Annotated in this window: 25 protein-coding genes and 2 pseudogenes; 10 read left to right on the top strand and 17 right to left on the bottom strand. The window is 72.2% G+C overall.

Annotation, left to right across the window (positions count from 1 at the left end; all coding sequences use genetic code 11):
* The 3 genes from ACFV6E_RS26245 to ACFV6E_RS26255 form a co-directional block, all read left to right on the top strand.
* On the top strand, nucleotides 1-2,314 hold a 2,314-nt coding region (locus tag ACFV6E_RS26245), incomplete at its 5' end, for a phosphoketolase family protein (RefSeq protein ID WP_385464995.1).
* Nucleotides 2,311-3,423, top strand: a complete 1,113-nt coding sequence (locus ACFV6E_RS26250; protein ID WP_385175836.1) for an acetate/propionate family kinase — start codon at nucleotides 2,311-2,313, stop codon at nucleotides 3,421-3,423. The genes ACFV6E_RS26245 and ACFV6E_RS26250, both read left to right, overlap by 4 nt.
* Nucleotides 3,424-3,522: 99 nt before the next feature.
* Nucleotides 3,523-4,845 carry a hypothetical protein gene (locus tag ACFV6E_RS26255; protein WP_385464998.1) on the top strand — a complete coding sequence of 441 codons (1,323 nt, stop codon included), beginning with the start codon at nucleotides 3,523-3,525 and terminating at the stop codon, nucleotides 4,843-4,845.
* Nucleotides 4,846-4,939: 94 nt separating this feature from the next.
* Here the strand turns inward: ACFV6E_RS26255 and ACFV6E_RS26260 are convergent, their stop codons facing one another.
* Nucleotides 4,940-5,977: an IclR family transcriptional regulator gene (locus ACFV6E_RS26260; RefSeq protein WP_385465001.1), complete on the bottom strand. Its 1,038-nt coding sequence runs from the start codon at nucleotides 5,975-5,977 to the stop codon at nucleotides 4,940-4,942.
* Nucleotides 5,978-6,119: 142 nt separating this feature from the next.
* On the opposite strand from ACFV6E_RS26260, the pseudogene ACFV6E_RS26265 reads away from it, so the two are divergent.
* A pseudogene (locus ACFV6E_RS26265) lies at nucleotides 6,120-6,281 on the top strand (cupin); the annotation flags it as partial.
* Nucleotides 6,258-6,503, top strand: a pseudogene (locus ACFV6E_RS26270) (CoA-transferase); the annotation flags it as partial. The pseudogenes ACFV6E_RS26265 and ACFV6E_RS26270, both read left to right, overlap by 24 nt.
* Nucleotides 6,504-6,592: 89 nt before the next feature.
* Here the strand turns inward: ACFV6E_RS26270 and ACFV6E_RS26275 are convergent.
* Together ACFV6E_RS26275 and ACFV6E_RS26280 are read right to left on the bottom strand one after the other, a co-directional pair.
* On the bottom strand, nucleotides 6,593-7,957 hold the full coding sequence (locus ACFV6E_RS26275; protein ID WP_385175845.1) for an FAD-dependent oxidoreductase: 1,365 nt from the start codon (nucleotides 7,955-7,957) through the stop codon (nucleotides 6,593-6,595).
* A 120-nt stretch (nucleotides 7,958-8,077) separates the two neighbouring features.
* Nucleotides 8,078-8,320, bottom strand: coding sequence for a hypothetical protein (locus ACFV6E_RS26280; RefSeq protein ID WP_385175848.1), 243 nt, complete (start codon nucleotides 8,318-8,320; stop codon nucleotides 8,078-8,080).
* Nucleotides 8,321-8,441: 121 nt separating this feature from the next.
* Here ACFV6E_RS26280 and ACFV6E_RS26285 point away from each other — a divergent pair, with 121 nt between their 5' ends.
* The gene (locus ACFV6E_RS26285; protein ID WP_385175851.1) at nucleotides 8,442-8,918 is read left to right on the top strand and encodes an MSMEG_6728 family protein; all 477 of its coding nucleotides are present in this window, start codon (nucleotides 8,442-8,444) and stop codon (nucleotides 8,916-8,918) included.
* Between the two features lie 23 nt (nucleotides 8,919-8,941).
* Here ACFV6E_RS26285 and ACFV6E_RS26290 read toward each other — a convergent pair whose 3' ends face one another.
* The 3 genes from ACFV6E_RS26290 to ACFV6E_RS26300 all read right to left on the bottom strand — a co-directional run bounded on the left by ACFV6E_RS26290 (nucleotide 8,942) and on the right by ACFV6E_RS26300 (nucleotide 12,067).
* A complete protein-coding gene (locus ACFV6E_RS26290) occupies nucleotides 8,942-9,286 on the bottom strand; it encodes a DUF3140 domain-containing protein (RefSeq protein WP_385175853.1) in 345 nt (114 codons plus the stop codon).
* Nucleotides 9,283-9,507: a DUF2945 domain-containing protein gene (locus ACFV6E_RS26295; RefSeq protein WP_385175856.1), complete on the bottom strand. Its 225-nt coding sequence runs from the start codon at nucleotides 9,505-9,507 to the stop codon at nucleotides 9,283-9,285. The genes ACFV6E_RS26290 and ACFV6E_RS26295 overlap by 4 nt, the downstream gene beginning before the upstream one ends.
* Before the next feature lie 202 nt (nucleotides 9,508-9,709).
* Nucleotides 9,710-12,067 carry an AbfB domain-containing protein gene (locus ACFV6E_RS26300; protein ID WP_385465004.1) on the bottom strand — a complete coding sequence of 786 codons (2,358 nt, stop codon included), beginning with the start codon at nucleotides 12,065-12,067 and terminating at the stop codon, nucleotides 9,710-9,712.
* A gap of 369 nt (nucleotides 12,068-12,436) precedes the next feature.
* Between ACFV6E_RS26300 and ACFV6E_RS26305 the strand changes: the two genes are divergently transcribed.
* Complete coding sequence (locus ACFV6E_RS26305; protein WP_385465006.1) at nucleotides 12,437-13,396, top strand: SMP-30/gluconolactonase/LRE family protein; 960 nt, start codon at nucleotides 12,437-12,439, stop codon at nucleotides 13,394-13,396.
* A gap of 67 nt (nucleotides 13,397-13,463) precedes the next feature.
* Here the strand turns inward: ACFV6E_RS26305 and ACFV6E_RS26310 are convergent, their stop codons facing one another.
* The 4 genes from ACFV6E_RS26310 to ACFV6E_RS26325 all read right to left on the bottom strand — a co-directional run bounded on the left by ACFV6E_RS26310 (nucleotide 13,464) and on the right by ACFV6E_RS26325 (nucleotide 17,952).
* Nucleotides 13,464-14,498: an iron-siderophore ABC transporter substrate-binding protein gene (locus tag ACFV6E_RS26310; protein ID WP_385465009.1), complete on the bottom strand. Its 1,035-nt coding sequence runs from the start codon at nucleotides 14,496-14,498 to the stop codon at nucleotides 13,464-13,466.
* A gap of 53 nt (nucleotides 14,499-14,551) precedes the next feature.
* Nucleotides 14,552-15,367, bottom strand: a complete 816-nt coding sequence (locus tag ACFV6E_RS26315; RefSeq protein WP_385173741.1) for an ABC transporter ATP-binding protein — start codon at nucleotides 15,365-15,367, stop codon at nucleotides 14,552-14,554.
* Nucleotides 15,368-15,436: 69 nt separating this feature from the next.
* The gene (locus ACFV6E_RS26320; RefSeq protein WP_385465012.1) at nucleotides 15,437-16,639 is read right to left on the bottom strand and encodes a FecCD family ABC transporter permease; all 1,203 of its coding nucleotides are present in this window, start codon (nucleotides 16,637-16,639) and stop codon (nucleotides 15,437-15,439) included.
* 254 nt (nucleotides 16,640-16,893) lie between these two features.
* Nucleotides 16,894-17,952 (bottom strand): FecCD family ABC transporter permease, encoded by a 1,059-nt coding sequence (locus ACFV6E_RS26325; RefSeq protein WP_385465014.1) that lies wholly within the window; start codon nucleotides 17,950-17,952, stop codon nucleotides 16,894-16,896.
* Nucleotides 17,953-18,209: 257 nt separating this feature from the next.
* Between ACFV6E_RS26325 and ACFV6E_RS26330 the strand changes: the two genes are divergently transcribed.
* Both ACFV6E_RS26330 and ACFV6E_RS26335 read left to right on the top strand, forming a co-directional pair.
* Nucleotides 18,210-18,842, top strand: coding sequence for an MSMEG_1061 family FMN-dependent PPOX-type flavoprotein (locus ACFV6E_RS26330; RefSeq protein WP_385465017.1), 633 nt, complete (start codon nucleotides 18,210-18,212; stop codon nucleotides 18,840-18,842).
* 88 nt (nucleotides 18,843-18,930) lie between these two features.
* Nucleotides 18,931-19,425 (top strand): hypothetical protein, encoded by a 495-nt coding sequence (locus ACFV6E_RS26335; RefSeq protein ID WP_385173753.1) that lies wholly within the window; start codon nucleotides 18,931-18,933, stop codon nucleotides 19,423-19,425.
* A 63-nt stretch (nucleotides 19,426-19,488) separates the two neighbouring features.
* Here ACFV6E_RS26335 and ACFV6E_RS26340 read toward each other — a convergent pair whose 3' ends face one another.
* Nucleotides 19,489-20,499 carry a ScbA/BarX family gamma-butyrolactone biosynthesis protein gene (locus tag ACFV6E_RS26340; protein ID WP_385173756.1) on the bottom strand — a complete coding sequence of 337 codons (1,011 nt, stop codon included), beginning with the start codon at nucleotides 20,497-20,499 and terminating at the stop codon, nucleotides 19,489-19,491.
* Nucleotides 20,500-20,773: 274 nt separating this feature from the next.
* Nucleotides 20,774-21,700 (bottom strand): phosphotransferase family protein, encoded by a 927-nt coding sequence (locus ACFV6E_RS26345; RefSeq protein ID WP_385465019.1) that lies wholly within the window; start codon nucleotides 21,698-21,700, stop codon nucleotides 20,774-20,776.
* Between the two features lie 47 nt (nucleotides 21,701-21,747).
* On the opposite strand from ACFV6E_RS26345, the gene ACFV6E_RS26350 reads away from it, so the two are divergent.
* The gene (locus tag ACFV6E_RS26350; RefSeq protein WP_385173762.1) at nucleotides 21,748-21,957 is read left to right on the top strand and encodes a DUF1737 domain-containing protein; all 210 of its coding nucleotides are present in this window, start codon (nucleotides 21,748-21,750) and stop codon (nucleotides 21,955-21,957) included.
* A 4-nt stretch (nucleotides 21,958-21,961) separates the two neighbouring features.
* Here ACFV6E_RS26350 and ACFV6E_RS26355 read toward each other — a convergent pair whose 3' ends face one another.
* The 5 genes from ACFV6E_RS26355 to ACFV6E_RS26375 are packed head-to-tail and all read right to left on the bottom strand — an operon-like array spanning nucleotide 21,962 to nucleotide 26,880.
* The gene (locus tag ACFV6E_RS26355; RefSeq protein WP_385465022.1) at nucleotides 21,962-22,756 is read right to left on the bottom strand and encodes an ABC transporter ATP-binding protein; all 795 of its coding nucleotides are present in this window, start codon (nucleotides 22,754-22,756) and stop codon (nucleotides 21,962-21,964) included.
* The gene (locus tag ACFV6E_RS26360; protein WP_385465025.1) at nucleotides 22,753-23,553 is read right to left on the bottom strand and encodes an ABC transporter ATP-binding protein; all 801 of its coding nucleotides are present in this window, start codon (nucleotides 23,551-23,553) and stop codon (nucleotides 22,753-22,755) included. Before ACFV6E_RS26360 ends, ACFV6E_RS26355 begins: the two co-directional genes overlap by 4 nt.
* The gene (locus tag ACFV6E_RS26365) at nucleotides 23,550-24,401 is read right to left on the bottom strand and encodes an ABC transporter permease (RefSeq protein WP_385465028.1); all 852 of its coding nucleotides are present in this window, start codon (nucleotides 24,399-24,401) and stop codon (nucleotides 23,550-23,552) included. Before ACFV6E_RS26365 ends, ACFV6E_RS26360 begins: the two co-directional genes overlap by 4 nt.
* Entirely contained in the window at nucleotides 24,398-25,363 is a 966-nt protein-coding gene (locus tag ACFV6E_RS26370; RefSeq protein WP_385173773.1) for an ABC transporter permease, read from the bottom strand. The genes ACFV6E_RS26365 and ACFV6E_RS26370 overlap by 4 nt, the downstream gene beginning before the upstream one ends.
* Entirely contained in the window at nucleotides 25,363-26,880 is a 1,518-nt protein-coding gene (locus ACFV6E_RS26375; RefSeq protein ID WP_385465088.1) for an ABC transporter substrate-binding protein, read from the bottom strand. Before ACFV6E_RS26375 ends, ACFV6E_RS26370 begins: the two co-directional genes overlap by 1 nt.
* Between the last annotated feature and the right edge of the window lie 49 nt (nucleotides 26,881-26,929).

The raw sequence follows: 26,929 nt of genomic DNA on the forward strand, positions 1-26,929 counted from the left end.
CCGCCGGGCGGCGGACTACGTCGCCGCCGCGATGATCTTTCTGCGGGACAACCTCCTGCTGCGCGAGCCACTGCGCCCGGAGCACCTCAAACCGCGGCTGCTCGGCCACTGGGGCACCTGCCCCGGCATCACCAGGACGTACGCGGCGCTCAACGTGCTCATCGAGGAGAGCGACGCGGACGTCCTGCTGGTGACCGGCCCGGGGCACGGCGCGCCCGCCAACCACGCCAACCTGTGGCTGGAGGGCACCCACGAGGAGTACGACCCGGACCTGGACCGCACGGAGCAGGGCCTGACCGAGCTGGCCCGCCGCTACTGCGCCCCCGACGGCTTCCCCAGCCATCTGTCACCGGCCCTGCCGGGCACCCTCCACGAGGGCGGCGAACTCGGCTACGCGCTGGCGACCGCCTTCGGCGCCGCCCTGGACGCCCCGGACCGGCTGGTCGCCTGCATCGTCGGCGACGGCGAGGCCGAGACCGGGCCGACCGCCGGCGCCTGGCACTCCACCAAGCTGCTCGACCCCGCGACCAGCGGCGCGGTGCTGCCGGTCCTGCACCTGAACGGCTACAAGATCTCCTCGCCGACGCTGTTCGCCACCATGTCCGACGACGAACTCACCGCGTTGTTCCGCGGCTACGGCTGGGACCCGCGCATCGTCGACGTACGGGCCGAACCGGACGGCGAACAGCTCACCGACGCGGTCCGCGACGCGTACGCCGCCATCACCCGCATCCAGCACCGCACCCGGACACAAGGCACTGTCGAGCGCCCCGCCTGGCCGATGATCGTGCTGCGCAGCCTCAAGGGGCAGGGCGCGCCCGCCGAGGTGGAGGGCAGGCGCATCGAGGGCACCTTCCACTCCCACCAGATCCCGCTGGACGGCGTCCACGACGACCCCGAACAGCTCAAGGCGCTGGAGACGTGGCTCCGGTCGTACCGCCCCGAGGAACTTTTCGACGAGCACGGGCGGCCACGTCCCGAGGTGACTGACCGCTGCCCCCGCGGCGACCGACGCATCGGCATGCAGCGGGCCGCGGACGGCGGCCGGCTGCGCCGCCCCCTGGACCTGCCGCCGCCCGAGCCGTACGCCGTCGACGTGACGCAAGGGCCCGGCTCCGCGACCGCGAGCCCGAACAAGGCCCTCGGCGCCTGGCTCACCGAACTCATGCGCCGTACGAAGACCACCCGCGACTTCCGCATCGTCTCCCCGGACGAGCTCGCCTCCAACAAGCTCGACGCCGTCCTGGAGGTCAGCGGCCGCTCCTACGTGTGGCCGGTGGACGAGTACGCCGAACACCTCTCCCGCGACGGCCGGGTCATGGAGGTGCTCTCCGAGCACAACTGCCAGGGCTGGCTCCAGGGTTTCCTGCTGACCGGCCGCCACGGCCTGTTCCCGACGTACGAGGCGTTCGCCACCGTCGTCGACAGCATGCTCAACCAGTACGCGAAGTGGCTGAAGATGTCCCACGAGGTGCCGTGGCGCACCCCGGTCAGCAGCCTGACGTACCTGCTGACCAGCGAGGGCTGGCGGCAGGAGCACAACGGCTACAGCCACCAGGGCCCCGGCTTCATCAACAACCTGCTCACCAAGAAGCCCACCGTCACGGGCGTCTACCTGCCGCCGGACGCCAACACACTGCTGGTCACCATGGAACGGCTGTTCACCGACACCGGACGTGTCAACCTGGTCGTCTCGGGCAAGCACGAGGCCGCCCAGTGGCTCGGCCTGGACGACGCCCGCCGCCACTGCGAACAGGGCGCCTCGATCTGGCGGTGGGCCTCCACCCACGACGGCGAGGACCCCGAGATCGTCCTCGCCTGCGCGGGCGGCATCCCCACCGTCGAGACGCTCGCCGCCGCGCAGATGCTGCGCCGCGACCTGCCCGACGCCCGGGTCCGCGTCGTCAACGTGGTCGACCTGTGCGCCATCGCCCCGCCGGACCGCCATCCGCACGGCATGCCGGACGCCGACTTCCGCGCCCTGTTCGGCACGGACACGCACGTCGTCTTCGACTTCCACGGCTACCCGTCGGCCGTCCACCAACTGCTGCACGGCCGCCCGTACACGGAGCGCTTCCACGTCCGCGGTTACGTCGAGGAGGGCACGACCACCACCCCGTACGACCTGCTCGCCAGCAACGGGGTCTCGCGGCACGACCTGGCGATCACGGCCCTGGAGTACCTGCGCGGACGCAACGCCACCACCGGTGACCTGGCCGTCGGCTACGCCCGCGAACGCGACCGGTACCGCAAGGAGCTGCGGCGCACCGGCATCGACCCCGCGGCGATCCGCGAGTGGACGTGGCAGCCGTGAGCGGGGGACCCGTACTGGTCGTCGACGCCGGTTCGTCCAGCCTGCACCTCGCGGTGCTCGACGCGACGGACCGTACGGTCGCCGAGCGGGACTTCGACTCGGCGCCCGGGCCCGGCACCGCGGACGACGTCGCCGCCTTCCTGCGGGACGCCCCCGGCATCGCCGCCGCCGGGCACCGCATCGTCCACGGCGGACCGCGGCTGCGCGGCCCCGTCCGGCTCGACGACGGCGTACGCGGCGAACTCGACCGGGCCGCGGACCTCGCGCCGCTGCACGTCCCCCCGGCGCTCACCGCCCTGGACGCCGTGCGCGACCGGCTCCCCGGCATCCCGCACGTCGTGTGCCTGGACACCGACTTCCACCGGGACCTGCCCGAGGCCGCCACCACCTACGGACTGCCCCGCGAGTGGACCCGCCGCCACGGGCTGCGCCGGTACGGCTTCCACGGCCTGTCCTACGCCTGGGCGCTGGACCGGGCCGCCGCCCTGCTGGACCGGCCGGCCGAGTCGCTGCACGTGGTGCTGACCCACCTGGGCGGCGGCTGCTCGGCCTGCGCCGTACGGGACGGCCGCAGCGTCGACACCACCATGGGGTTCACACCCCTGGAGGGCCTGGTGATGAGCAGACGCAGCGGCAGCGTGGACCCCGGGCTGCTGCTGTGGCTCCAGACCGCGCAGGGCATGAGCGCCGAGCGCCTGAGCGACGCCCTGAACCACAAGTCCGGCCTGCTCGGACTGTCCGGGACCTCCGGCGACACCCGTGACCTGGTCCGGGCCCGCGCCGACGGCGACGAGGCGGCGGCGCTCGCCCTCGACGTGTTCGTCCACCACGCCCGCCGCGGCATCGCGGGCGTCGCCGCCTCGCTCGACCGCGTCGACGCGCTGGTCTTCACCGGTGAGATCGGCGAGGACCAGCCTGAGGTACGGGAGGCCGTCTGCGCCGGGCTCGGGGTGCTCGGCGTCAGCGGCGGGCTGACGCCCGGGAATCCGGGGCGCGACGCCGTCGTGAGCGCGCCGGACGCGCCGGTCCCTGTCCTCGTCGTGCCCACCGGCGAGACGGCCCGGATCGCACGGGAGACGCGTGCGTGCCTGGAGGCGGACGGGCGGTGAGGGCTGTCGGCCCCCGGCTGTGGCCGGTGATGCCGATGAGCCAAGAATGGCGTGATCCACGATTGTCCCGCGGCAGGTCCGGCGGCGAGATTGGCCGGTATGGAGGGGCGAGAGGAGCCGGTGTCCGGGCTCGAGCAGGTACGCGGCGCGGCCGGCCTTGTGGCGCTGATGAAGCGGCTGAAGGAGTCCTCGGGGCTGAGCTACCGGCAGTTGGAGGAGCGCGCGGCGGAACGGGGCGACGTGCTGGCCAGGAGCACCCTGGCGGACGTGTTCGCGCGCAGCGCGCTGCCCAGGCCGGAGCTGCTGGCGGCGTTCGTGCGCGCCTGCGAGGGGGAGGAGCGGCTGCCCCAGTGGCTGGCGGCCCGCGACCGCGCCGCCCTCGCCCCGACCGGGCCCGCCGCTTCCGGCGGGCTTGCCGCCTCTGCTGGGTCCGCCGCTTCCGACGGGCTCGCCGCCTCCGCCGAGGCCGCCGCTACCGATGGCCCCACCGCCCCCGGTGGGCCCCCCAGTGCCGGCCGGACCCTCGATTCCGGCCCGTCCGGGGGTGCCGGGCGCTTACTCGATGCCGGCCTGCCCGCCGACGCCGATCGCTCCCTCGATGCCGGCTCGTCCGCCGCTTCCGGCCCGTCCGCAGCCTCCGCCGCGGCCCGGCCGGACGCGGACGCCGCCGACGCCTCCGGCGGTGACGCGCAGGCCGGAACCCCGGCCGCGAGGAGCCGTCTGCCCGGCGGGCCGCGCGCCCGCACCGTGCTCGCCGTGGTGGCCGCGGCCGTCGTCCTCGCGGGCATCGGTGCCGCGCTGCTGACCCCCGATGGCGGGGACCCGACGCCGCCCGACACCACGGGCGGGCAGGAAGTCGCGGGCCAGGCCGACAGCCCGGGGACTCCGCCGCCGCGGGGCACCGTACGGGTGCGCCCCGTGCTGGCCCCCGGCCTGTGTCTGACGGACGGTTTCGTGGCGGACGGCCGGTACGACACCGAGGTGGCCGTGCACCGCCCGTGCGACGAGGCGGAGCCGCCGACCACCAAGCTGCTGCCGCTCGGCGACGGGTTGTACCGCGTGCAGTGGGACCACCCCGAGCACGGCAAGGGGTGCCTGATCGTGCTGCGCGGCGGCGACGCCGACGGCCTGCTCGAACCCCGCAACGACTGCGGCGGCTCCAGCCGCTTCCGCGTGGTGGAAACCACCGCGGCCACCGGAACAGCCGGGTCCACCGGGACCGCCGCTTCCGGCGCGAAGGAGAGCGGCACGCCCGGCGAGGACGAGACGTCCGCCCGGACGTACGTCCTGCGCGTGGACGACGACGGGTGCATGGGCGTCGCCGGCCCGGCCGCCTCCGAGCCTGCGGCGGGCACCGAGGCGGTCGTCCAGTCGTGCGACGGCCGGGCCGCGCAGCGGTACCTGATCGAAGCCTCGTCCTGAACGGTCCCGAACGGTCTCGAAGGCCCTGGTGCGGACCCGGTCCGGTGAGGTCCCCCGACAGCTCACCGGACCGGTCCGGGTGATCACACGTCAGTCACCGCAGGCCTTCCGTGTGCGGCAGAGAGCGGTTTCGGCCATCCGGCACGGTGGCCGAAGCGGTGTGAACGGCGCCCCTGATGCGCCCGCCCGCCACCGGCCGTACCTCTCCCTCGCCCCACACGGTCCCCCGTTCCCCCGATGGGCCAGCGGTGTGACGTTGTGTCCCCATGAGCTTGTGGGGAGGACGGGGCGCGGGGCAAGAGGTGACGGGTGTCCGGGACAGTCGCCGGATGTCCGGGCTGGTCAGCGCGGTGTCCGGGGGCGAATCCGGACAGCCGCGGGGCCGCGTCCCGGTGCGCCGCGGTCTCCGGTGCCGCGACCGCGCCCCGTTCAGGCCGCCGTCAGATCCGCCTCCAGCGCCCGCGCCGCCGCGTCGAGGGCGGCCACCAGGGGAACGGAGCCGGCGCGGTTCGTAGCGGACACTGGGCATCGACACCGACAGACCCGCCACGGCCGTGCCGTCCGCGCCGCGCACCGGCACTCCCACCGCCACCAGCCCCCGTTCCGAGCGCTCGCGGTTGACGACGAAGCCGCCGCGGGCGGCACGCTCCAGTTCGGCGCGGAGGGCGGGCAGGTCGGGCCGCTCCCCGGGGCGGTCGCGGTACCGCTCGGGCGCGTACACGTCGGCCGGCTCGTCCCCAAAGAGCCCGGCCAGGAGCAGCAGCCCCGCCGTGGTGCGGTGCGCCGGGAAGACCATGCCCTCCCGGGACCCGACGCGCAGCGCCTGCCCGCACTCCACACTGGCGATGAAGCGGGCCGTGTCGCCCGTGCGGATGGTGAGGTTCGCGGTCTCCTCCAGCAGGTCGACCAGGCGGCGCAGATGCGGCAGGGCGGCGGCGCGCAGCAGGGACACCTGGGAGCGCGCGTGCGCGGCGAGCTCCAGGACCGGGCCCGCGTGGTAGACGCGGTGGTCGTCCTGCACCGCGAAGTCCCGGTGGACGAGCATGGCCAGCAGCCGGTGCGCGGTCGACCGGGCCACCCCGAGCCGCCCGGCGATCTGCGAGACGGTCAGCCCGCTCTCCGACTGGAGCATCGTCGCGGCCCGCAGCGCGTGATCGACGCTGGCGATCGCGTACGGCGGCGGATTCTTGAGCGGCTTGCGGCGTGAGGTCGCCGATCTCGGTCCACAGCGGGACGAGCAGTTCCTGCTCGAAACCCCGGTACGGCTCTTCGAGCGCCGGGGTGACCTGGCCGAGCCGCGCTCCCGCGCCGTACCGCACCTGTGGCGCTGGCGGCGGCTGCGTCAACTGGCCGCGCAGGCCGGCGACATCGTGCCCGTGGGCCGCGGCGGCGAACGCCGCGCCATCGCGCCGGCCGACCCGGCGCTGGGCGGCCGCGCGATGGACCTGGCCATCGGGGCCAAGCAGGTCCTCGTGATGACGAAACTGTTCACCCGGGACGGCACCCCGAAGCTGGTCCCGGCCTGCACCTAGCCGCTGACGGCCCAGGCCTGTGTCTCCCGCGTCCACACGGACCACGCCGTCTTCTCGGTAGAGGCCACAGGCGTCCGCGTCCTGGAAACGTACGGAATCACGACCGCGGACCTCATCCACCGCCTGAAGCCGCGCCCAGGCACCCACCTGAGCCCCCGTACGACAACGGAGGCCACACCGCGCGAAGCGATGTGGCCTCCGTCATCCACCCACGGTCAGGCGCCACTGGCGTTGAGCATGTCCTCACGCTCGACGAGCTTGACGCGCTCGCGGCCCTGGGGCTCGCCCAGCGCCTTCTCCGCGGCGTCGAGCTGGTACCAGCCGTCCCACGTGGTGAAACGGACGTTCCGCGAGGCGAGGAACGCCTCAACGGCCTCCGGGGCGGGGGCGTCGGGCTCGTGCAGCCGCCCGTTGGCGAAGTCGTCGAGCAGGTTGGCGACGGTCTCGTTGGCGTCGCCCTTGGTGTGCCCGATGAGACCGACGGGACCGCGCCGGATCCAGCCCGTGACATAGGTCGACCGAAGGTGCGCCCCGGTCTCCTCGATCACCCGGCCGCCCTCGTCGGGCACGGTGCCCGTCTCGACGTCCCAGGGCAGCTTGGGCAGCTTGTCGGAGAGGTAGCCGACGGCGCGGTAGACCGCCGTGACGTCCCAGTCCTTGAAGGTGCCGGTGCCCTTGACGTTGCCGGTCCCGTCGAGGGCGGTGCGCTCGGTGCGCAGACCGACGACGCGGCCGTCCTCGCCGAGGATCTCCGCGGGCGACTCGAAGAAGTGCAGGAAGAGTTTGTGCGGCCGGTCGCCGACGTCGCGGATGGCCCAGTTCTCCAGGGTCTTGGCGACCATGTCGGCCTGCTTGTTGGCACGCCGGACGGTGATCGAGCCCTCGTCGTAGTCGATGTCCTCGGGGTCGACGATGACCTCGATGTTGGGGGAGTGGTCGAGCTCCCGCAGCTCCATCGGACTGAACTTGGCCTGCGCGGGCCCACGGCGCCCGAAGACATGGACCTCCAGCGCCTTGTTGGCCTTGAGCCCCTCGTAGACGTTCGGCGGGATCTCGGTCGGCAGCAGCTCGTCGGCCGTCTTGGCGAGCACACGCGCGATGTCGAGCGCGACATTGCCGACACCGAGAACGGCGACCTTCTCGGCCTCCAGCGGCCAGGTGCGCGGCACATCGGGGTGACCGTCGTACCAGGACACGAAGTCGGCGGCACCGTAGGACCCGTCGAGCTGGACCCCCGGTATGTCGAGCGCCCGGTCGGCCGTCGCGCCCGTGGAGAAGACGACCGCGTCGTAGAGGGACCGCAGATCGTCCAGGCTGATGTCGGTCGGGTAGTCGACGTTGCCGAAGAGCCGGACCTGCGGCTTGTCGAGCACCTGGTGCAGGGCGGTGATGATGCCCTTGATCCGCGGGTGGTCGGGGGCCACGCCGTACCGGATCAGGCCGAAGGGCGCGGGCATCCGCTCGAAGAGGTCGATGGACACGCCGGGCTCGGCGGCCACTTCGGACTTCAGCAGCGCGTCGGCGGCGTAGATCCCAGCGGGTCCGGCTCCGACAATGGCTACCCGCAGGGGGCGGGGCATGTTCAGGTTCCCTTCGAGCGGTGACAGACTCGACGGCAACCCTAAACTAAGGTGAGCCTAACTGAGTACGAGGGTCCGGCCTATGACCTCATAAGCAAACCTTATGCCCGAGCTGAGCCGTCACTCGACGGCAGGATCCTCCTGGGCCTGCCGAGCGGCCTGTCGCACAGCCCGCTCCACCACCCTCACATCCTGCCCGGTCGCGGCGGCGTACTCGGCGATCGCGACCCGCAGGACCTCGCACCCTGCGCAGTACCGGCCCCGCTGGTCCTCGTACTCCTCGCCGCACAGTCCGGCCAGCCGCGCACGCTCGACCTCGGCCGCCAGTTCCAGCTCGATGAGACGCTCCGGGATGTCAGTCACCCTCCGGATCCTAGGCGCGGCACAGCCCCGCCGACCGCACCACCGCAGGACACGCCGGACCCGACGCGCCCGGACCCGGATGGCCCGACTGCCCGCTGCCCGGCCACGGTAGGGATGGGTCGTGCAGACATTCCTCCCCTATCCCGGCTTCCTCAGCTCCGCCGCCGTACTCGACCCCGCCCGGCTGGGCAAACAGCGGGTCGAGGCACTGCAAGTGCTGCGCGGGCTGACGGTGCCGGGGTACGGATGGCGCCACCACCCGGCGGTGCGCATGTGGATCGGGTACGAGGAGGCGCTGGTCCGCTACGGCCTGGACATGTGCGGGGTGTGGTCGGCCGAGGGGCGCGCGGACACCTGCGCGGTCACGATGGTCACGGACTTCACCCGGCACCGCCCCGGGGGCGAGGTCCGCACCCAGGAGGAACTGGTCGCCGCCGGGGAACTGCCGCCCTGGCTGGGCGACGAGGACTTCCACCGCAGCCACCGGTCGGCACTGGTGCGCAAGGCACCGGAGGTCTACGCCGCCCGCTTCCCGGACGTACCGGACGATCTGCCGTACGTGTGGCCGGCGTCGGACCGAGGCACGACGCTTACGTAGCCGACGCGTACGCACAGAGCCCGCTACTTCTTCTTGGGATCGTGCCCCCAGTTCATGAGCGAGTACCGCCACGTGCTGTCGGTGATGTCGCCGTCGGGCCGCTGGGCCAGGTGGCGGTGGACGTAGCCGACGACCTTGCGCATGTGGGCCACGTCGTCGTCGCTCAGGTCGGACTTCTTCGTCCGCTGGAGTTCGACGATCCGGCGCCCCGCGGCATGCCCGACGCTCTCGCCGCCGCCCTTCTTCTGGCCGGAGTCCTTCGACTCGTCGGTGCCGAGCCACTTCTCCAGCTCGCCGGGGGACATGTTGACGGCGTCGTCGAACTCCTTGAGGGTGCCCTCGCGGTCGTCGTCCTTGCCGCCGCTCACGACTTCTTGCCTCGCTTGTGCAGGGACTCGGGCTTGTGGACGGCGTTGCCGCCCGACTTCTCGCTCTCGACCTCGTACTGCGGTTCGTCGCTGGACGCGTCCACGGTGCGCCCGGCCGCCTTGGTGCGGTCGGTGATCTTCTTCTTCACCGTGCCGGGCGTCTCCTTCCCGTGGCTCTGCCAGGAGACCTTGTCGCCCTTGGACAGTTTCTTGTCGGTCATGACTGCTGTCGTCCTTCGCTCGGAGTGCGGCCCCCACCTCCAGCATCGGAGTCCCATCCCCACCGCGCATGTCGAACGCGGACGCGCGGACGCGGACGTGGGTCGGTCGGTCGACACGGCCGGCAGCAGATCGCCGGCCGCGGCTCAACCCATGACAAGGCTCAACCCATGACAAGGCCGGCCCCTGACTCGACTCAACCCGTCACGGAGCCCAGGCCCCCTCCACGGCCCACACGGTGTCCGCGGTGAACGACGCGGGGTTGTCCCAGTCGTGCGCACCACCGGGCGTGGCGAGCCACACCTCGGAGTTGATGTGCCGCAGGTACTGACCGGGATAGTTGTACGAACTCAGCCGCACCCCTCCGGACCCCGCGGCGGCGCACCAGGTGGCGTCCGCCTTGTACAGATCCCCGTCACCGGCCTCCTTGTAGACCCGGAACTCCCGATGGCGCAGATACTGCCCCGGATAGTTGCGGGACTCGAAGGAGTAGCACGAGCTGTCGGCGAGACCGGGGACGATCTTCCAGGTGGCGTCGTTCTTCAGCAGCGCGGTGCTGTTCGCGTCGACCACCTCGGTGAAGGCCGCGCCGTCCTGGTGGCGCAGATAGCGGTTGGTGTAGCCGGAGGTGGTCACCCGCAGCGAGCGGTACTGCCCGGTGGGCAGGGTGACCGGCGTGGGCGGGGTGCGGGAGGCGTCGATCAGCGCCTGGTTGGCGGCCTTGACGCGGGCCGCGTCGACCTTGGTGACCTGCCGGTCGTAGGTCATGAGCCCGTTGGCCTCGTTCTCGACATCGGTGATCTCCGTGTAGACGGAGGCGGACAGCCCCGCGGGCAGCCGGACCTGGCGGATGGCGTCGATGAGTCCCACGAACCGGTCGTTGAGGCGGGCCGTGGTGGCCTGGTCCTCGTAACTGAAGCCGCCGCCCGGATACCACTCGTGACCGGCCACCTTGTAGCCGAGACCGCCGAACTCGCCGAGCACGGCGGCCCGGGTCGCCGAGGGCCTGGTGGTGCCGGGGCCGACATACATGTGGTCGTCGACGACGTCGCCGTTGCCGCCGTCGACGGCGCCGCAGCAGTTGACCCCGCTCATGTTGTCGACGAGCCGCGAGGGGTCGTACGCCTTGACGTGACTGGCGATGCGGGCCTGGTCGTACTGGCCCCATCCCTCGTTCTGGTCGACCCACATGACCAGCGCGGGGGAGCTGCGGTGCTGGTCGATGATGCGGTCGTACTCCGCCTCCCACTGGGTGCGGGCCGCGCTGTCGGGGGACTTGCCGGTGTCCATGGCGGGCATGTCCTGCCACACCAGCAGACCGAGTCTGTCGGCCCAGTAGAACCAGCGCTGCGGCTCGACCTTGATGTGCTTGCGGACCATGTTGAAGCCCAGGTCCTTGTGTCTCTGGAGGTCGTACTTGAGGGCGGCGTCGGTGGGGGCGGTGTAGATGCCGTCGGGCCAGTACCCCTGGTCGAGGGTGCCGGTCTGGAAGACGAACTTGCCGTTCAGGACCGGGCGCAGCACGCCGTTCACACTGGCGACGGAGATGGAGCGCATGCCCGCGTAGCCGCCGACGCTGTCCACGACGGTGCCGCCGTCGAGCAGGTCGGCTCTCAGGTCGTAGAGGAAGGGGTCGTCGGGCGTCCAGAGGTGGGGGTCGGGGACGGAGACGGTCACCGTGGAGCCGACCGTGCCGGTGGCGGTGGAGACGGTGGTGCCGCCGGAGGAGACGGTCACCCGGGCGGTCTGCCCGCTGACGCCGTCGCCGCGCACGGTCACCTTGAGGGTGTTGTTCGCGAGGTCCGGCACGCTGTCCAGGCGTGTGATGTGTGCGGCGGCGGTCGGCTCCAGCCACACCGTCTGCCAGATGCCGGAGGCGGCGGTGTAGAAGATGCCGCCGCCCGAGTGCGGCGTGACGTCGTTGATGCGCTGCTTGCCGACGGCCTGGCCGCCGGTCTGCGTCGGGTCGAAGACGGAGACGACGACCGTGTTGGTGCCGCCGTTGAGCAGCGGGGTGATGTCGTAGCCGAAGGAGTCGTAGCCGCCGCTGTGCACGGCGCCGGCCTGGACCCCGTTGACCCACACCGTCGTACGCCAGTCACTGGCGCCGAAGTTGAGCTGGACGCGCCGCCCCGACCAGCCCGCGGGCACGGTGAAGGTGCGCTTGTACCAGAGCTTGTCGTTCTGCGTGATCTTCCGCTGGATGCCCGACAGGGCGGACTCGGCGACGAAGGGCACCCGGATCTGCTCGGTGAAGGACGCGGGCCGGCCGGCGTCCGCCGAGGTCACGGCGAAGTCCCAGATGCCGTTGAGATTGGCCCAGTCGGGGCGGGTGAGCTGCGGCCGCGGGTACTCGGGGAGCGGGTTGTCGACCGGTACCTGGTCGGTCCACGGCGTGGTCATCGGGGCGGGTTTCGGGATCCACGCCGCCGGGGCGGCCTGTACGGGGCCTGCCGTGACGAGCAGGACACCGCACAGCAGCGCGAGGACGCCGGTGAGCGCGGTCAGTCCGCGGGAGAGGGCGGAGGGTCTGAGGCCCGGAACGGGGGGTGGGACGTGCATGGCGGCTCCTGGTGGTCGGACCCGGGTCCTTGGCCCAAGCGCCTGCGTCCAAGGCGACCGGTTCTGCTGGGGGTGGGGTGTGTGCGCGACGGTGCCAGAGTTGCCTGAAGCGTGTTTTATAACGTTGGAATCGACCTGTAAAGAGGTCCGTACCAGCTTCACGGCACGCCGCTCCCGGGGCGGCCGGACGGGACGGGCGGGAACTCCCGCGAGCGGTGGTGCGTTGACAACAGACGCGCACGGAACGGAAGTTGCGCCTCGCGCGGCTTCCCCGCGTCCCCTGAGCTCCCGCGTCCCACCGTTTTCCGTTCCCCGTTCCCCGAGTTCCTGAGCCCCTGCACGTCATCCGTCATCCGGAGGTACGGAACCATGGCCCGACCCCCGTTCGACCCGTCCCGCCGCGCCGTCCTGGGCACGGCCCTCCTGGCCGCGGCGGCCACCGCCGGCACGGCGCACACCGCTGCCGCCGCCGAGGCCACCACCGCCCCGGCCGGCGCCTGGCCCACCGAGTTCCCGCTGCCCGACGGCTGGCTCCCGGAAGGCATCACCATCGGCCGGGAGCCGTACGCCTACCTGGGATCGCGCGCCAACGGCGCCGTCTACCGCACCGATCTGCGCACCGGCCGCGGCGAAGTGCTGTATCCCGGCGAGACCGGCGCGGTGGCCGTCGGACTGGAGCTGGACCACGACGGGCTGCTGCACATGGCCGGGGGCCCCGGCGGAACCGCACGCGTCGTGGACAGCCGCACCGGCCGCCTGCTGACCACGTACCGACTGACCGAAGCCACGGGCCACTTCATCAACGACGTGCACGTGCTCGGCGACCGGGCCTGGTACACCGACTCGCGGGACAGCGTGCTGTACGGCGTGCCGCGCGGACGCAGGGGGAAGGTCAGAGCGCTGCGGCTCGGCGGCGACTGGGTGCAGACACCGGACGTGAACAACGCCAACGGCGTCGTCGACACCCCGGACGGCCGCGGACTGATCGTGGTCAGCAGCCAGCCGGGGCGGCTCTACCGCGTGGACCTGCGGACCGGCCACGCCACCGGACTCGCCCTGAGCGGCGCGGCGGACGTGGCAGGCGGCGACGGACTGCTGCGCGTCGGACGCACGCTGTACGTCGTCCAGAACCGGCTGAACGTCGTGAGCGTCTTCGCCCTGGACGCCGCGGTGACGACGGCGACGCTGCGGCGTACGATCACCGATCCCCGCTTCGACGTCCCCGCGACCGTAGCCCGCTGGCGCGACCGCCTCTACCTGGTCAACGCCCGCTTCACGTCACCGCAGACACCCGGGACGACCTTCAGCGCGGTGGCCGTACCGCGCTGACCGCGAGGCTCCCAGCGCGCAGGGCCCCGGCGTGCTGCCGGGGCCCTGCGCTGCACTCCTCGGGCGATTACTTCATCGCGTCGGCGAAGAGCGGCACCACGTTCTTCAGCGCGTAGTCGACCGAGAGGATCGAGTCCGTGGCGAAGGCGCTGCTCAGGTTGGAGTCGTCGAAGACCACGGAGTGGCCCTTCTTGACGGACGGCACCGCCTTGTACAGCGGGTCGGAGGAGATCTTCTTGGCGGTGATGCCGATGGGCGCCATCACCGTGAGGTCGGCGTCGAGCAGCTGGAGGTTCTCCTCCGAGACCGGCACGGAGAACGCGTCACCCGCCTTGGCCTCGATCTTCGGGTTGTTCTCGAAGCCGAGCCGCTCGACGAAGTCGATCCGCCCGGTGCCGCGCACGTAGGCGCCCCAGGCGCTCGCCGTCCGCGAACCCACCGTGATCGTCTTGCCCTTGAACTCCGGGTGCTCGGCCGCGGCGTCCTTGAACTTCTGCTCCGTGTCGGAGATCAGCTTCTCACCGTCGTCCGCGAGCCCGAGCGCCTGGGCGACCATGCTGGTCTGCTTCTTCCAGGAGATCTTGTACTGGTCGCCGCCCTTGGGCACCCCGATGGTCGGCGCGATCTTGCTCAGGGTGTTGTAACGGGTCTCGTCACCACTGGACTTGGTGTCGAGGATGAGGTCCGGCTTGAGGGCCGCGATCTTCTCGTACTCGGGCTCCAGCGTGCCGATCTTCTGCGGGCTCTTGTCGTACTTGCCCTCAGCCCAGGGACCGACGCCGTCACCCCCAAAAGCGAGCCAGTCGCTCTGGCCGACCGGCTGCACGCCGAGGGCGAGCGCGGTCTCGGCGTCGCCCCAGCCGAGCGCGACCACACGCTTGGGCCGGGAGTCCACGGTCACCGTGCCGAACTTCGTGGCGACCTTCGCGGGGAACGCCCCGGAGGACTTCGTGCCCGTGTCCGAGGACGCCGTGCCGGAGTCGTCGGAGGAGCCGCAGGCGGCCAGCGCGCCGAGCAGCGCCACGGCGAGGGCGCCGGTCAGCAGCCGCGTTCCGCGCGGGCGGCGGACACGGGAGCCGCGGTCGGTGGTACGAGGAGACATGATGTGTGCTCTTTTTCTCAGGGGGGTGGGACGGATGGTGTGGGGGGTCTGGGTCACCCGGACGCGGGGGCCGTGACGTGGTGCCGGCCCATGGGCACGATCATGGGAGTGCCCGAGGCCGGGTCCGGGACGACGGCGCTGCGCAGCCCGAACACCTCGTGCACGAGGGACTCGGTGACGATGCCGGAGGGCGCGCCCTCGGCGACGATCCGGCCGTCCTTCATCGCGATGAGGTGATCGGCGTAGCGGCAGGCGAGGTTCAGGTCGTGCAGGACCACGGCGAGGGTGACGCCGCGGGCCCGGTTGAGGTCGGTGAGCAGGTCGAGGACCTCGAGCTGGTGGGTGATGTCGAGGAACGTGGTCGGCTCGTCGAGCAGCAGGATGTCGGTCTCCTGCGCCAGGGCCATGGCGATCCACACCCGCTGGCGCTGGCCGCCGGAGAGCTCGTCGATGGGCCGGTCGGCGAGTTCGAGGACACCGGTGGACAGCATCGCCGCGGCGACGGCCTCGTCGTCGGCGGCCGTCCAGCGGCGGAACCAGCCCTGGTGCGGATAGCGGCCGCGGCCGACCAGGTCGCCCACGGTGATCGCCTCGGGGGCGACCGGCGACTGCGGCAGCACGCCCAGGACGGCGGCCACCTCCCGGGTGGACGTCTCCTGGATGCTGCGCCCGTCGAGCAGGACCGCGCCCGCCGACGGTGTCAGCAGCCGGGCCATGGACCGCAACAGGGTCGACTTGCCGCAGGCGTTGGGGCCGACGACGACGGTGATGCGGCCGGGCGGCACGTCCACGTCGAGCCCCGGGATGATCTCGCGCTCCCCGTAGCAGAGCCTGAGCTCCCGGGCCTGGAGCGTGTGCTGGGAGGTCACAGGGGTCTCCTCGTGGGTACGGAGCCGTCCCCGGCGGCGCCGGGCGGGGTGAACGTTCCTCGGGCCATGTCAGCCGCCCCGCCCCGCGCGGTTGGCCCGGGCGAGCAGCCAGAGCAGATACGGCGCGCCCACCACGCTGGTCACCACGCCCACCGGGAGCTGGGTGCCCGGCAGTACGCGCTGGGCGGCGTAGTCGGCGAGCAGCACCACGGCGGCGCCGGTGACGGCGGAGGGCAGCAGGGCCGGGCCGCGCCCCGGGACCAGCCGCCGGGCGATCGGCGCGGACACGAAGGCGACGAAGGCGACGGGGCCGGCGGAGGCGGTGGCGACACCGGCGAGGGCGGTCGCGCAGGCCAGCAGGGCGAGGCGGCTGCGTTCGACGCGGGTGCCGAGGCCGCCGGCCGTCTCGTCGCCGAGTTGCAGCGCGGGCAGCGCGCGGGCCGCCGCGAAGGTGAGCGGCAGCAGTACGGCGGCGCTGGTCAGCAGCGGCCAGAAGTTCGGCCAGGAACGGCCGTTGAGACTGCCGGTGAGCCACAGGAAGGCGTTCTGCGCCTCGGTGACGTCGGAGCGCGTCATCGTGTACGACACGATGCTGGACAGTCCGGTGCCCACGCCGATGCCGACCAGGACCAGCCGGTAGCCGGTGACTCCCTGGCGCCAGGCCAGCAGGTAGATGGCGGCGCCCGTCAGTACGGCGCCGCCCAGCACCACGGCCGACAGGGAGAGCCCGCCGACTCCGAGGAACAGGCCGGCGAGGACGGCGAAGGCGCTGGCGCCCGAGCTGACACCGATCACGTCGGGGCTGGCCAGGGGGTTGCGCAGGAGCGCCTGGAAGACGGCGCCCGAGAGGCCGAAGCAGACGCCGACGAGGATCGCGAGCAGGGCCCGCGGCAGCCGGAGCTCGATCACGACGAACCGGGTGCCGGGGTCCCCGCCGCCGACCAGGGTGGCGAGCACGTCCGCCAGGGGTACGGAGATGTCGCCGGTGGCGAGGGACAGGCAGAACGCCGCGAGCACGACGAGCAGCAGACCGCCGGTGACGACGGCCACCCGCGCCCGCCCGCGCCGCCTGACCAGCCGGACCCGCCCGACAGCGGCCAGCCGGGCCGCGCCCGAAAGGACGGTGGCGTGTCCGCCGGGGGCGTCCGGAGTCAGGCCGGGCGCGGGGGCGGAGGGGGTGAACGGGGCGGTGTCGGTCGCCTGTTGCCCGGGGGCGTCCGGGGTCGCGTCGGGTGTGTGGGCGGAGGGTGTGTCCGGGGCCGTGTCGGGCATGTGTCGTCCGGGATCGTCCGAAGGCGCGTCGGATCCGGGGACGTCCGGAGCCGTCTCGATCGCCTGTCGTCCGGGGGTGTTCGGGGTTGCGTAGGGCCCGGGGGTGTTCGGGGTTGCGTAGGGCCCGGGGGTGTTCGGGGTCGCGTCGGGCCGGGGGGTGTTCGGGGTCGCGTCGGACCCGGGGGCGTCCGGAGTCGCGTCGGGCCCGGGGGTGTCCGTGCCGGCCGTACCCGGCTCCGGTGTCGTGGGCCGCTTCACAGTTCCACCGTCTTCCGGCGGCGGACCAGCAGGACGAACGGGATCGCGCCCAGTGCCGCGGTGACGACGCCGGCCTGGACCTCGCCGGGCCGTGCCACCACCCGGCCCACCACGTCGGCGAAGAGCAGCACGGTCGGCGCGAGGAGCGCGCTGTAGGGCAGGATCCACTTGTAGTCGGGCCCGGTGACCAGCCGCGCCGCGTGCGGAACGGCCAGGCCGACGAAGCCGATCGGCCCGGCGACGGCGGTCGCCGCACCGCACAGCAGCACGACGCAGACGGCACAGACCAGCCGTACCGCCACCGTCCGCTGGCCGAGGCCGCGGGCGATGTCGTCACCGAGGGCCAGCGCGTTGAGCGACGGGCCGAGCAGCAGCGCCAGCACGGCACCCGTCGCGATGAAGGGCAGGGCCTGCCACAGCACGTCGGGCTCCCGGCCGCCCAGCGCGCCGACCTGCCAGAAGCGGAACTGGTCGAAGGTCCGGCTGTCGGTGAGCAGCATGGCGTTGGTCAGGGAGCCGAGGATCGCGGTCGTGGCCGCGCCGGACAGCGCCAGCTTCACGGGCGTCGCCCCGTCGCGGCCGAGGCTGCCGACGCCGTAGACGACGGTCGCCGCCACGCAGGCGCCGAGGAAGCCGAACCAGATGTACTGCGACGGTTCCGTCAGGGACAGCACGCTGATGGCGAAGACGACCGTCACCGCGGCGCCCGAGTTCACCCCGAGCAGCCCGGGATCCGCCAGCGGATTGCGGGCGATGCCCTGCATGACCGTACCGGCGAGCCCCAGGGCCACGCCGGCCAGCAGCCCGGCCAGCGTCCGCGGGATGCGTACCTCCTGGACGACGAGCTGGCCGCGGATGCCGCGGTCGGGCGAGAACACCCCTTGGACGACGTCGTGCAGCGGTACGTCGCCCGAGCCCACGAGGAGGCTGACCGCGCACATCACGGCCAGGGCCAGGGCGATCGCGACGAGTCCGGCGACCAGCGCGGTCGGACGGCGGCGGGCACGGACCAGGGTGCCGGCGGGAGTTGCCGCCCCGGCGGCGACCGGCGTCATGAGGCGCCGCGCCGACAGCGCGGGGCACGGCCGGAGGCCGTCCGTCTGAGGTGCACGAGAGTCCTTGTCGGCCCGCGCGCGAGCGGGCAGCCTAGAGTTCCGGAAGCGCTGCTTCCATGCATAAGGTAAGGCAAACCTAACATCAGTTAAAGTTCAACAAGTAACCAGTCAGGCGCCCGAAAGCCGCTCCGACCTCCCCGGTCGCCGCGGCCGTCCCGGCACCGGCCCGGCACCACCCACCCCCCACGGGAGAAGGCTTGTCTCAGACCATGGACGTCGGCGCACACCCCGCGACCGCTCCCGGCGCGGGCGCGGCGGGCGGACGCGTCACGGACGCGGAGGAACACGTCACGGGCGCGGAAGGGGAGATCACCGGCGCGGACGGGTACACCGAGCTGACCTCACGCGACCGGCTCCGCGAACTCCTGGGCGAGCCGCACCCCGTGGTCATCGACAAGGTGCACGGCCGGCTCACCGAAGAGGACCGGCAGACGCTCGTCCGCTCGCCGTTCTGCCTGCTGGCGACCGCCGACCTGCACGGCAACTGCGACGTCTCCCCGCGCGGCGACGGACCCGGCTTCACGCACGTCATCGACCCCGGCACCCTCGCCCTGCCCGACCGGCCGGGCAACCGGCGCGGCGACAGCTTCCACAACATCCTCGACAACCCGCACGCCGGACTCCTCTACCTCGTACCCGGCAGCAGGGACGTCCTGCGCGTCAACGGACGGGCCCGCGTCCTCACCGACGCGCCCTTCTTCGACGCGATGACGGTGGCGGGCCGGCGACCGGCGCTCGCGCTGCTCCTGGAGATCGACGAGATATACCGGCACTGCCCGGCCTCGCTGAACCGCTCGGGCATCTGGAAGCCCGAGTCCTGGGAGAACTGACCCTTCGGGGACCGGCCGCGACGGTTCCACGGAACAGCCTCCGGCCGCACGGGTGTTTGTCCTTCCGGTGAAGGGCAAAGCGGATCCCATGACTGAAGCGAACAAGAACACGAGTGAGAAGAGCGCGGCCGCGCGGACGGCCGGGGCCAAGGCCCAGCGCACCGCGGACAAGGCCACGGCCCCCGCCACCCGGACCGCCAAGACGGCCGCGGACAAGGCGGATGACACCGCGTCGGCCGCGAAGGCGGGAGCCGCGCGCACGGCCGACGTCGCGAAGGCCGGTGCCGCGCGCACGGCCGACGCGGCCAAGGCCGGCGCGGGGCGTACCGCCGACGCGGCCAGTGGCGCGGTGCACAGCGCGGCCAAGGGCGTCGAGGTCGGCCGGCAGGCGATCGTCTCGGCGTCGGGCCAGGTCGCGGCCGGTGCGAAAACGGCCTGGCTGGTCATCAGCCACCGCAAGCTCGTCGCCGCCGGCGTGGGCGCGGGCCTGACCGCACTGAGCGCGGTGTCGTTCGTGGCGGGCCGCCGCGCCGAACGCCACACCTACGGCCCCGTCACCCGGCTGACCGGAGGCCGCTTCTGACCGCGCACGGCGGCGGGCCGGGCGCCCGCCGCCCGGTCGGCCGGGCCCGGGCCGGGGCCCGGTTCAGGAACCGGTGTGCGCCGTGACCCGGGTGGTGAAGACCGTCCGGCCGTCCTGGCGGCCGGTGACCTCGACGGTGCTCATGTCGCCGTCGGCCCGCGCCGCCGTGACGTGCAGCGGCTCCGTGAGTTCCGCGTACTGGCCGAAGACGGTGGCGAAGGTGACGGCGTCCGCGCCGGCGGTGTGGGCGTGGGTGGCCTGCCGGGCGGCCTCGATGAGGACCATGCCCGGGAAGTGGTCGCCGGGGTGGTCGAAGAGCACGGGGTGGCCGAGGTTCGGGTTCAGCAGGAACCGGCCCGGCACTCCGGTGGGGGAGAGCACCACGTCGTAGGGGTGCGTCTTGCCGACGGCGTACGGTGCCACGACGGGCTCGGGGTGCAGCCGCGCGCCGCCGTCGCCGAGGACCGCGCGGCCGGTGCCGGCCGTCGCACCGGCGTGCCGCAGCCGGTGGTACGTGGCCGGGGTGAGGCAGGTGAAGTGCCCGCCGCCGGTGGCGTAGACGCGACCCGTCGCGGCGTGGGTGAGGACCACGTGCATGGCGAAGGCGGCGAGCCGCTTGCCCTTGCGGGTGATGTCGGAGCACGTGGCGTGCAGGGTGAGTTCGGTGGGCCGGGTGCCGATGGCCATCAGGGTGGGATGGCTCGTCGTGGTGAGGTCGTGCAGCAGGAAGTGGTGGCCGAGGGGCACGCCGAGCTGGGCGTGCGCCAGGTAGAGACCGGTCTGGCGAATGGTTTCTGCGGCCTGGAGCGGATCGTGGTGGGTGCCCTGCGGGGTGGTGTAGAAGGTGTGCGCCCGCGGCCACTGGCCGCTGAAGGAGTAGTGCGTCTCGTCGAGCCGCCGGCAGCCGGTGAGGAACACCTCGGCGTGACTGGCGCGGTGGACGTACTCGCGCGGCACGGTGGTGGTGAGCTGCCCCGGTGCCGCCGCCCCGGCCGGTGACGCGGTCCCGGAGGGAGCGTCCGGACCGGCCGTCGGGGCTTCGTCGTCCGCCGGACGAATGGTCAGCAGGGTCATCTCGAGCCGCCTCTTTCCGCATCTGTGCACGAGTGGGTCCGGACGGTGGTGAGGTGCAGGATCGATAAGATACGGACCCGCCGGTTTTCTTCGCAAGGCCGATCCGGGAAATCGTTCGGGCAAACATTCGGACGAACGGCCCGTGATCCGGATGGCCACATCCCGAAGATGTCCTGCTTGTTGTCAATTGAACATGTACGGGCAGGCGACGGGTAACCCGGGGCGGTGCCGGGAAAACCAGGGGACCGGTTTGCAACTGTCGGTCACCACGGTCTCAGAGCCCGTCGAGCGCCCGTTCCGCACGGCCGACCGCCGCCTCGACCTCGGCGGCGGTCCGGTTCCCGGCCGTCCAGGGAAGGTACTGGACGCAAGTCTGCAACTCGGCCCAGCGGCGGCCGAGTTCCGTCGTACCGATGTCCAGCGTCTTGCCGGTGATGTGCTCCCAGGCCTGCCGGTGGACGCCGAACGAGCGGGAGCCGGGGGCGACGAGATTGGCGAGATCGAGCAGGGCGGGACCGACCCGGCAACTGTCCCAGTCGATCGGCCGGGCCCGCCGTCCGTCGACGAGGACATTGCCCGGGTGGACGTCACCGTGCAGCAGCGTGCGGGGCAGCCGCTCCGATGTGCGCCGTACTCCGGGATGGAGGGCGGCCCGCCCGGCCGTCTCCACCGCCCGCGCGAGGGTGTCACCGGGCAGCTTCGCGCGCTGCCGCTCCAGCCCCGGGACGACCCACTGCCGGCACAACTCCCGCCACCAGCGCGGATCCACCCGCGGGAGGCCGGCCGGCACCCGTTCCGCGCCGCGGAACCGGGCGTGCAGGTGGGCCGGCGAGACGAACAGGCGGTCCGGCGCGGCCGTGCCCCGGTCCGGCATGGGCGCTCCGGGCAGGTACGGCGTGATCAGCCACGTCCCGTCCGCGTCCTCGCCCCGGGCGATCAACTCCGGTACGGCGGGCGCCCGTTGCCGTACCGCCTGTGCGGTTTCCAAGCCGGCCGCCTCGTGCGCGGAGGCTCGCTTGCGCACCACCCGCACGGTGCCGGGCGCGTCCCGGCCGCCCGACAGGTGCAGGGTGACCGCCTCCACGAGGCCGGAGACCGAGCCGCCGGCCGGCGGGCGCGCCGTACGGCGGACGACGCGCGCGCCGCCCGTGGTCCGCGCCACCCACGCCGACAGCTCCGGGTGCGGTTCCGGTCCGGTCACGACGGCCTCCCGACCCGTACGGCACGGGCGCCTGGCATTCTTGCCCCATGAGCACACCGCCCGACGGGCTTCCCGTGTACCGGCTGCTGACCGGACCCGACGACGAGACCTTCTGCCGCCGGGTGAGCGAGGTGCTCGCGCTCGGTTACCGGCTGCACGAGGGCCCGGCGGTCACCTTCGACGGCGAACGGGTCGTCGCGGCCCAGGCGGTGCTCTGGCCGCAAGCGCAGGACGGCCCCCGAAGCCGAGAGCCCTGAGCGCTCAGACGGGAAGCCGCGGCACGCTGTCGATGAGCCGCCGCGTGTACGGGTGCGCCGGGGCGCCCAACACCTGTGCCGTGTCGCCCTGTTCGACCAGCCGCCCGCGTTCCAGGACCGCGGTGCGCTCGCACAGCGAGGCCACCACGGACAGGTCGTGGGAGACCATGACGATGGTCAGGCCCTGTTCCCGCTGGAGTTCGGCGAGCAGGTCGACCACCTTCACGCGGGTCGTGACGTCGAGCGCGCTGACCGGTTCGTCGGCCAGCAGGACGCGCGGCCGGCACACCGTCGCGCGGGCGATCGCGATGCGCTGGCGCTGGCCGCCGGAGAACTCGTGCGGATAGCGGCTCGCCGAGTCGGCCGGGAGGCCCACCCGTTCCAGCGCCTCGGCCACCTTCGGCGCCGACGTCCGCCGGGAGTCCAGGCCCAGGGAGACGAGCGGCTCCGCCACGATGGCGCCGACGCGCCGCCGGGGATCGAGCGAGGAGTACGGGTCCTGGAAGACGCAACTCACATCGCGCCGGAAGCGGCGCATCTGCTCGCGGGAGCCGGGGCGCAGCTCCGCACCGTCGTACCGGACGCTGCCCGAGGTGGGCCGGGCCAGGCCGAGGAGCATCCGCAGCAGGGTCGTCTTGCCCGCGCCCGACTCGCCGACGAGCGCCAGGCCGCGGCCGTTCTCCACGGTGAGGGAGACGTCCCGCACGACCGGTTCGGCCGCACCCCGGTAGCGCAGCGCGGCCCCGTCCAGTGCGAGTACGGGCGCGGTCCGCGGTTTCGGCTCCGTCGCGGGTGTCATCGGGTTCCTCCCAGGTCCAGGGCGGATTCGAGGCGCTGGGCGCTGCTCACCAGGGACTTGGTGTAGGCATGGCGCGGCGCGCGGACGAGGTCGAGCACCGGGCCCTCCTCCACGGCGCGGCCCGCCCGCAGCACCACGGCGCGGTCGGTGATCCTGGCGACCACGGCGAGGTCGTGGCTGACGAAGACCACCGCCATGTCGCGTTCGCGCACCAGGGTGTCGATCAGGTCGAGCATCTCGGCCTGCACGGACACGTCCAGCGCGGTGGTGGGTTCGTCGGCGATGAGCAGAGCGGGGTCGCAGGCCAGTGCCATCGCCAGGGCGACGCGCTGGCGCTGGCCGCCGGACATCTCGTGCGGGAAGGAGCGGGCGATGCGGTCGGGTTCGGGCAGCCGCACCTGTTCCAGGGCGTCGGTGACGGCCTGCTTCAGTGCCGCGCCCTTCAGGCCGCGGCGACGTCGCAATGGTTCGGCGATCTGCCGGCCCGCCCGCATCAGCGGGTCGAGCGCGGTCAGCGGCTCCTGGAACACCACGGCGGCGTCCCGGCCGCGTACGCCCGTGAGCTGTTTCTCGCTCGCGCCGACGATCTGCGTGCCCGCGAGTTCGACGCTGCCGGTGGCGGTGATGCCCCGGGGCAGCAGCCCGAGCACGGCGAGGGTGGTCAGTGACTTGCCGGACCCGGACTCGCCGATCAGGCCGAGGCGTTCACCGCGTCCGACGGTGAGGGACAGGTCGTCCACGAGGACGGTGCCCTCGGCGGTGCGGACGGTGAGGCCCTGGACGTCGAGGACGGTCATGTGCTCCTCCGCCGGGCCGCGGGGTCGAGGGTGTCGCGCAGTCCGTCGGCGATCAGGTTCACGCCCACGACCAGCAGGACGAGCAGGATGCCGGGGGCCAGCGCGCCGGCGGGCGCGGTGGTGAAGGTGGCCTGCGCCTCCTGGAGCATCCGCCCCCAGGACGCGTTGGGCGGGGGAGCGCCGAGCCCGAGGTAGGACAGGCCCGCCTCGGCCAGTACGGCGAGACCGAACTGGAGGGCCAGGTTGACCACGAGGGTGGGCCAGATGTTGGGCAGGACGTGCCAGGCCACCGTGCGCGGCCAGGAGGTGCCCGAGGTACGGGCGGCCGTGATGTAGTCCTGCGCCAGCACTCGTTTGACCAGGATGCGGGTCAGCCGGGCGACGACCGCGCTCTGCGCGAGTCCGATGGCCAGCACAGCGGAGCCGAGCGTCGCCGAGCGCGCCGCGACGATGAGCATCGCGAGCAGCAGCGTCGGGAAGGCGATCAGGATGTCGAGGAACGCCGAGAGCGTGTCGTCGAGCCAGCCCTGCGCGAAGGCCGCGAGCAGCCCGAGCAGCCCGCCGAGGACCGCCGCGACGATGACGGACCCGAGGCCCGCCTCGACCGCGATCCGCGACCCCGTCATCACCTGCGTGAACAGATCACGCCCGAGCTTGTCGGTGCCCAGCCAGTGGTCCCCGGCGGGCCCGGTCAGCCGCCCGCCGGAGGTGTCGTCCGAGTCGTACGGGGTCCAGAACAGCGAGACGAGCGCGAGCAGGACGATCAGGCCCGCGAGCACGCAGCCGGTGATCAGGGTGTACGAGCGCGCCCGCCGCCGTGGGACGGTGGTCACCGCCGTGGCCGTCATCGGGCTCCTCCCGACAGTCTGCCGCGCAGCCGCGGGTCGATGATCCGCTGCACCAGGTCGGCGGCGAAGCCGATGAGCAGCACGGCGAGGGTCGACACGAACAGCACGCCCTGGACGACCGGGTAGTCGTGCTGCGAGATACCGGTGGCGAGCATCGAGCCGAGGCCGGGCAGCGCGTACACCGACTCCACGACGACCGCGCCGAGCAGGGTCGAGGCGAGTTCGATACCGAGGACCGAGATGACGGGCACGGACGCGTTGCGCAGCCCGTGGCGCCACATGGCCCGGCCGAACGACGAGCCGAGCGCGCGGGCCGTGCGCAGATAGTCGCTGTCGAGCACGTCGAGGGTGGCCGAGCGCACGTACCGGATCAGGGAGGCGCTCATGACCAGGGCCACCGTCACCACCGGCAGGACCAGCGAGCGGAACGCCTCGCCCGGTTCGGCCCAGCCGTCCTGCGGGAAGCCGCCCGCGGGCAGCCAGCCCGCGTTCAGCGCGAACACGGCGATGAGGATCATGCCGAGCCAGAACACGGGGACGGCGATGCCCAGTTGGGACACCCCGCTGAGCAGGGAGCCGTACCAGGTGTGCCTTCTGTGCGCGGCGACGAAGCCGGCCGGGACCGCGACCAGGACGGCGAGGACGAAGGCGGCGAGCGTCAGCGGGACCGTCACGTTCAGCCGGGTGGCCACCTCGGGGCCGACCGGCAGCGCGGAGACGAACGACGTACCGAGGTCGCCGCTCGCCAACTGCCCGATCCAGTGGGTGAACTGCCCGGGCAGCGGCTTGTCCGAACCGATGGAGTGCCGGGCCGCCGCGATCTGCTCGGGGCTCGCGCCCACCGCCGTCAGGGCGTTGGCCGGGTCGCCGGGCAGCATGCGCAGCAGGACGAACAGCACCACGCTCGCCAGCGCCAGCGACACCACGAGAAAGGCGAGGCGCCGCAGCAGGTAACGCGCCATCAGCCCTTCTTCTTGATGTCGTAGGCGTAGAACTGCGAGTTGAGGCCGTTGAGCGGGTAGCCCGACAGCTTGGTGCTCGCGACGACGGTCTGCGGGTAGAGGTAGAGCCAGTCGCTGGCCGCGTCCTCGGCGGTCTTGCGGTTGACCTTCTTCAGCAGCTCGGTCTGCTGCTCGGTGGTCGACGCCTCCTCGGCCTGCTCGACCCACTGGGTGACCTGCTTGTCGTCGTAGCCCCAGTAGAAGTCGGGGTTGCCGTACCAGACCAGGTCGCGGTCGTTGACGTGCTCCTGGAGCGTCGCCGTGAAGTCGTGGTTCTGGTAGACCTTCGTGTACCACTCGTCCGGCGTGATCGTGTTGATCTTGACGGTGATGCCGACCTTGGCGAGCTGCGACTTGATGAAGGTCGCGGCGGTCGGGTGCGGGTCGTAGTTCGGGGTGTCGAGGGTGAAGCTGAAGCCCTTGGCGTAACCGGCCTCCTTGAGCAGCTTCTTCGCCTTCGTCACGTCGTACGCGTTGACCTTGGTCAGGTCCTCGTACCAGGGGTCGGTGGGCGGCACCATCGACCCGATCTCCTTGCCGTAGCTGCCCCAGACGGACTCCAGGAGCTTCTTGTCGTCGATGGCGGCGGAGACGGCCTGGCGCACCTTGACGTCGGTGAAGGGCTTGGCCTTGTCGTTGAAGGCGAGCAGCAGCTTGGTGGTGGAGTCGCCGTCGTTGACCTTGTAGTTCTGGTTGGACTTGAACTGGTCGAGGGCGTCGGGCGACTGCTCGCTGGTGACCACGTCCACGGCGTTGGTCAGCAGCGCGTTGTTCAGCGAGGTCGCGTTCTTGTAGTAGTGGAAGACGACCTGCTTGCCGGCGGCGGCGTCGCCCCAGTACCCGGCGAACCGGTCAAGGCGCAGCGCCGAACCGCGGGTCCACTTGCCGAGCTCGTACGGGCCGGTGCCGTCCTCACTCGTCTTCAGCCCCTTGGCCTGCGAGTTGATGATCCACACGTAGGAGAGGTTGTAGACGAAGGAGATCGACTTCTTGGAGAGGGTGACCTTGACGGTCTTCGCGTCGGGCGTCGCGATGTCCTTGACGACCTCGAGGTTGCTCTTGCGCGCGGACTGCGAGTCCTTCGCGAGCACCTTCTCCAGGCTGTACTTGACGTCCGCGCTGCTCAGTTCCTTGCCGCTGTGGAACTTGACGCCGTCGCGCAGGGTGAAGGTGTACGTCAGTCCGTCGCCGGAGACCTGGTAGTCCGAGGCGAGCAGCTTCTCCACCTTGCCGTCGTCGGTGAGCTTGAACAGCCCCTCGTAGACGTTGCCGTTGAGGGCCTCGGTGACGCCCTGGCCGCCGCCCGCGGTGTTGTCCAGGTTCTGCGGCTCGTACAGGGAGCCGATGTTGACGGTGGCGTCCTTGTCCCACGTGCCGCCCGAGGCGCTGCCGCCGGAGCCGCCGCCGCACGCGGTGAGGGTCAGGGCGAGCGTGGCCGCGGTGGCGGTGCCGTACAGGGAGGTCTTCTTGATGCTCATGCTGCTCATGTCGGGATACGCGCTTTCGTGCTGCGGAAAGTAAGGGGGT

It is taken from the genome of Streptomyces sp. NPDC059785 (assembly GCF_042732375.1).
In the GTDB taxonomy this organism is placed as follows: Bacteria; Actinomycetota; Actinomycetes; order Streptomycetales; family Streptomycetaceae; genus Streptomyces.

What these genes read in the sequence shown, in the direction of transcription:
- ACFV6E_RS26255 (WP_385464998.1), top strand. Translation starts at nt 3,523, where the DNA reads ATGGAGGGGCGAGAGGAGCCGGTGTCCGGGCTCGAGCAGGTACGCGGC.
- ACFV6E_RS26260 (WP_385465001.1), bottom strand. Translation starts at nt 5,977, where the DNA reads ATGCTCCAGTCGGAGAGCGGGCTGACCGTCTCGCAGATCGCCGGGCGG.
- ACFV6E_RS26275 (WP_385175845.1), bottom strand. Translation starts at nt 7,957, where the DNA reads ATGCCCCGCCCCCTGCGGGTAGCCATTGTCGGAGCCGGACCCGCTGGG.
- ACFV6E_RS26295 (WP_385175856.1), bottom strand. Translation starts at nt 9,507, where the DNA reads ATGACCGACAAGAAACTGTCCAAGGGCGACAAGGTCTCCTGGCAGAGC.
- ACFV6E_RS26300 (WP_385465004.1), bottom strand. Translation starts at nt 12,067, where the DNA reads ATGCACGTCCCACCCCCCGTTCCGGGCCTCAGACCCTCCGCCCTCTCC.
- ACFV6E_RS26305 (WP_385465006.1), top strand. Translation starts at nt 12,437, where the DNA reads ATGGCCCGACCCCCGTTCGACCCGTCCCGCCGCGCCGTCCTGGGCACG.
- ACFV6E_RS26310 (WP_385465009.1), bottom strand. Translation starts at nt 14,498, where the DNA reads ATGTCTCCTCGTACCACCGACCGCGGCTCCCGTGTCCGCCGCCCGCGC.
- ACFV6E_RS26320 (WP_385465012.1), bottom strand. Translation starts at nt 16,639, where the DNA reads ATGCCCGACACGGCCCCGGACACACCCTCCGCCCACACACCCGACGCG.
- ACFV6E_RS26325 (WP_385465014.1), bottom strand. Translation starts at nt 17,952, where the DNA reads ATGACGCCGGTCGCCGCCGGGGCGGCAACTCCCGCCGGCACCCTGGTC.
- ACFV6E_RS26335 (WP_385173753.1), top strand. Translation starts at nt 18,931, where the DNA reads ATGACTGAAGCGAACAAGAACACGAGTGAGAAGAGCGCGGCCGCGCGG.
- ACFV6E_RS26340 (WP_385173756.1), bottom strand. Translation starts at nt 20,499, where the DNA reads ATGACCCTGCTGACCATTCGTCCGGCGGACGACGAAGCCCCGACGGCC.
- ACFV6E_RS26350 (WP_385173762.1), top strand. Translation starts at nt 21,748, where the DNA reads ATGAGCACACCGCCCGACGGGCTTCCCGTGTACCGGCTGCTGACCGGA.
- ACFV6E_RS26355 (WP_385465022.1), bottom strand. Translation starts at nt 22,756, where the DNA reads ATGACACCCGCGACGGAGCCGAAACCGCGGACCGCGCCCGTACTCGCA.
- ACFV6E_RS26360 (WP_385465025.1), bottom strand. Translation starts at nt 23,553, where the DNA reads ATGACCGTCCTCGACGTCCAGGGCCTCACCGTCCGCACCGCCGAGGGC.
- ACFV6E_RS26365 (WP_385465028.1), bottom strand. Translation starts at nt 24,401, where the DNA reads ATGACGGCCACGGCGGTGACCACCGTCCCACGGCGGCGGGCGCGCTCG.
- ACFV6E_RS26370 (WP_385173773.1), bottom strand. Translation starts at nt 25,363, where the DNA reads ATGGCGCGTTACCTGCTGCGGCGCCTCGCCTTTCTCGTGGTGTCGCTG.
- ACFV6E_RS26375 (WP_385465088.1), bottom strand. Translation starts at nt 26,880, where the DNA reads ATGAGCATCAAGAAGACCTCCCTGTACGGCACCGCCACCGCGGCCACG.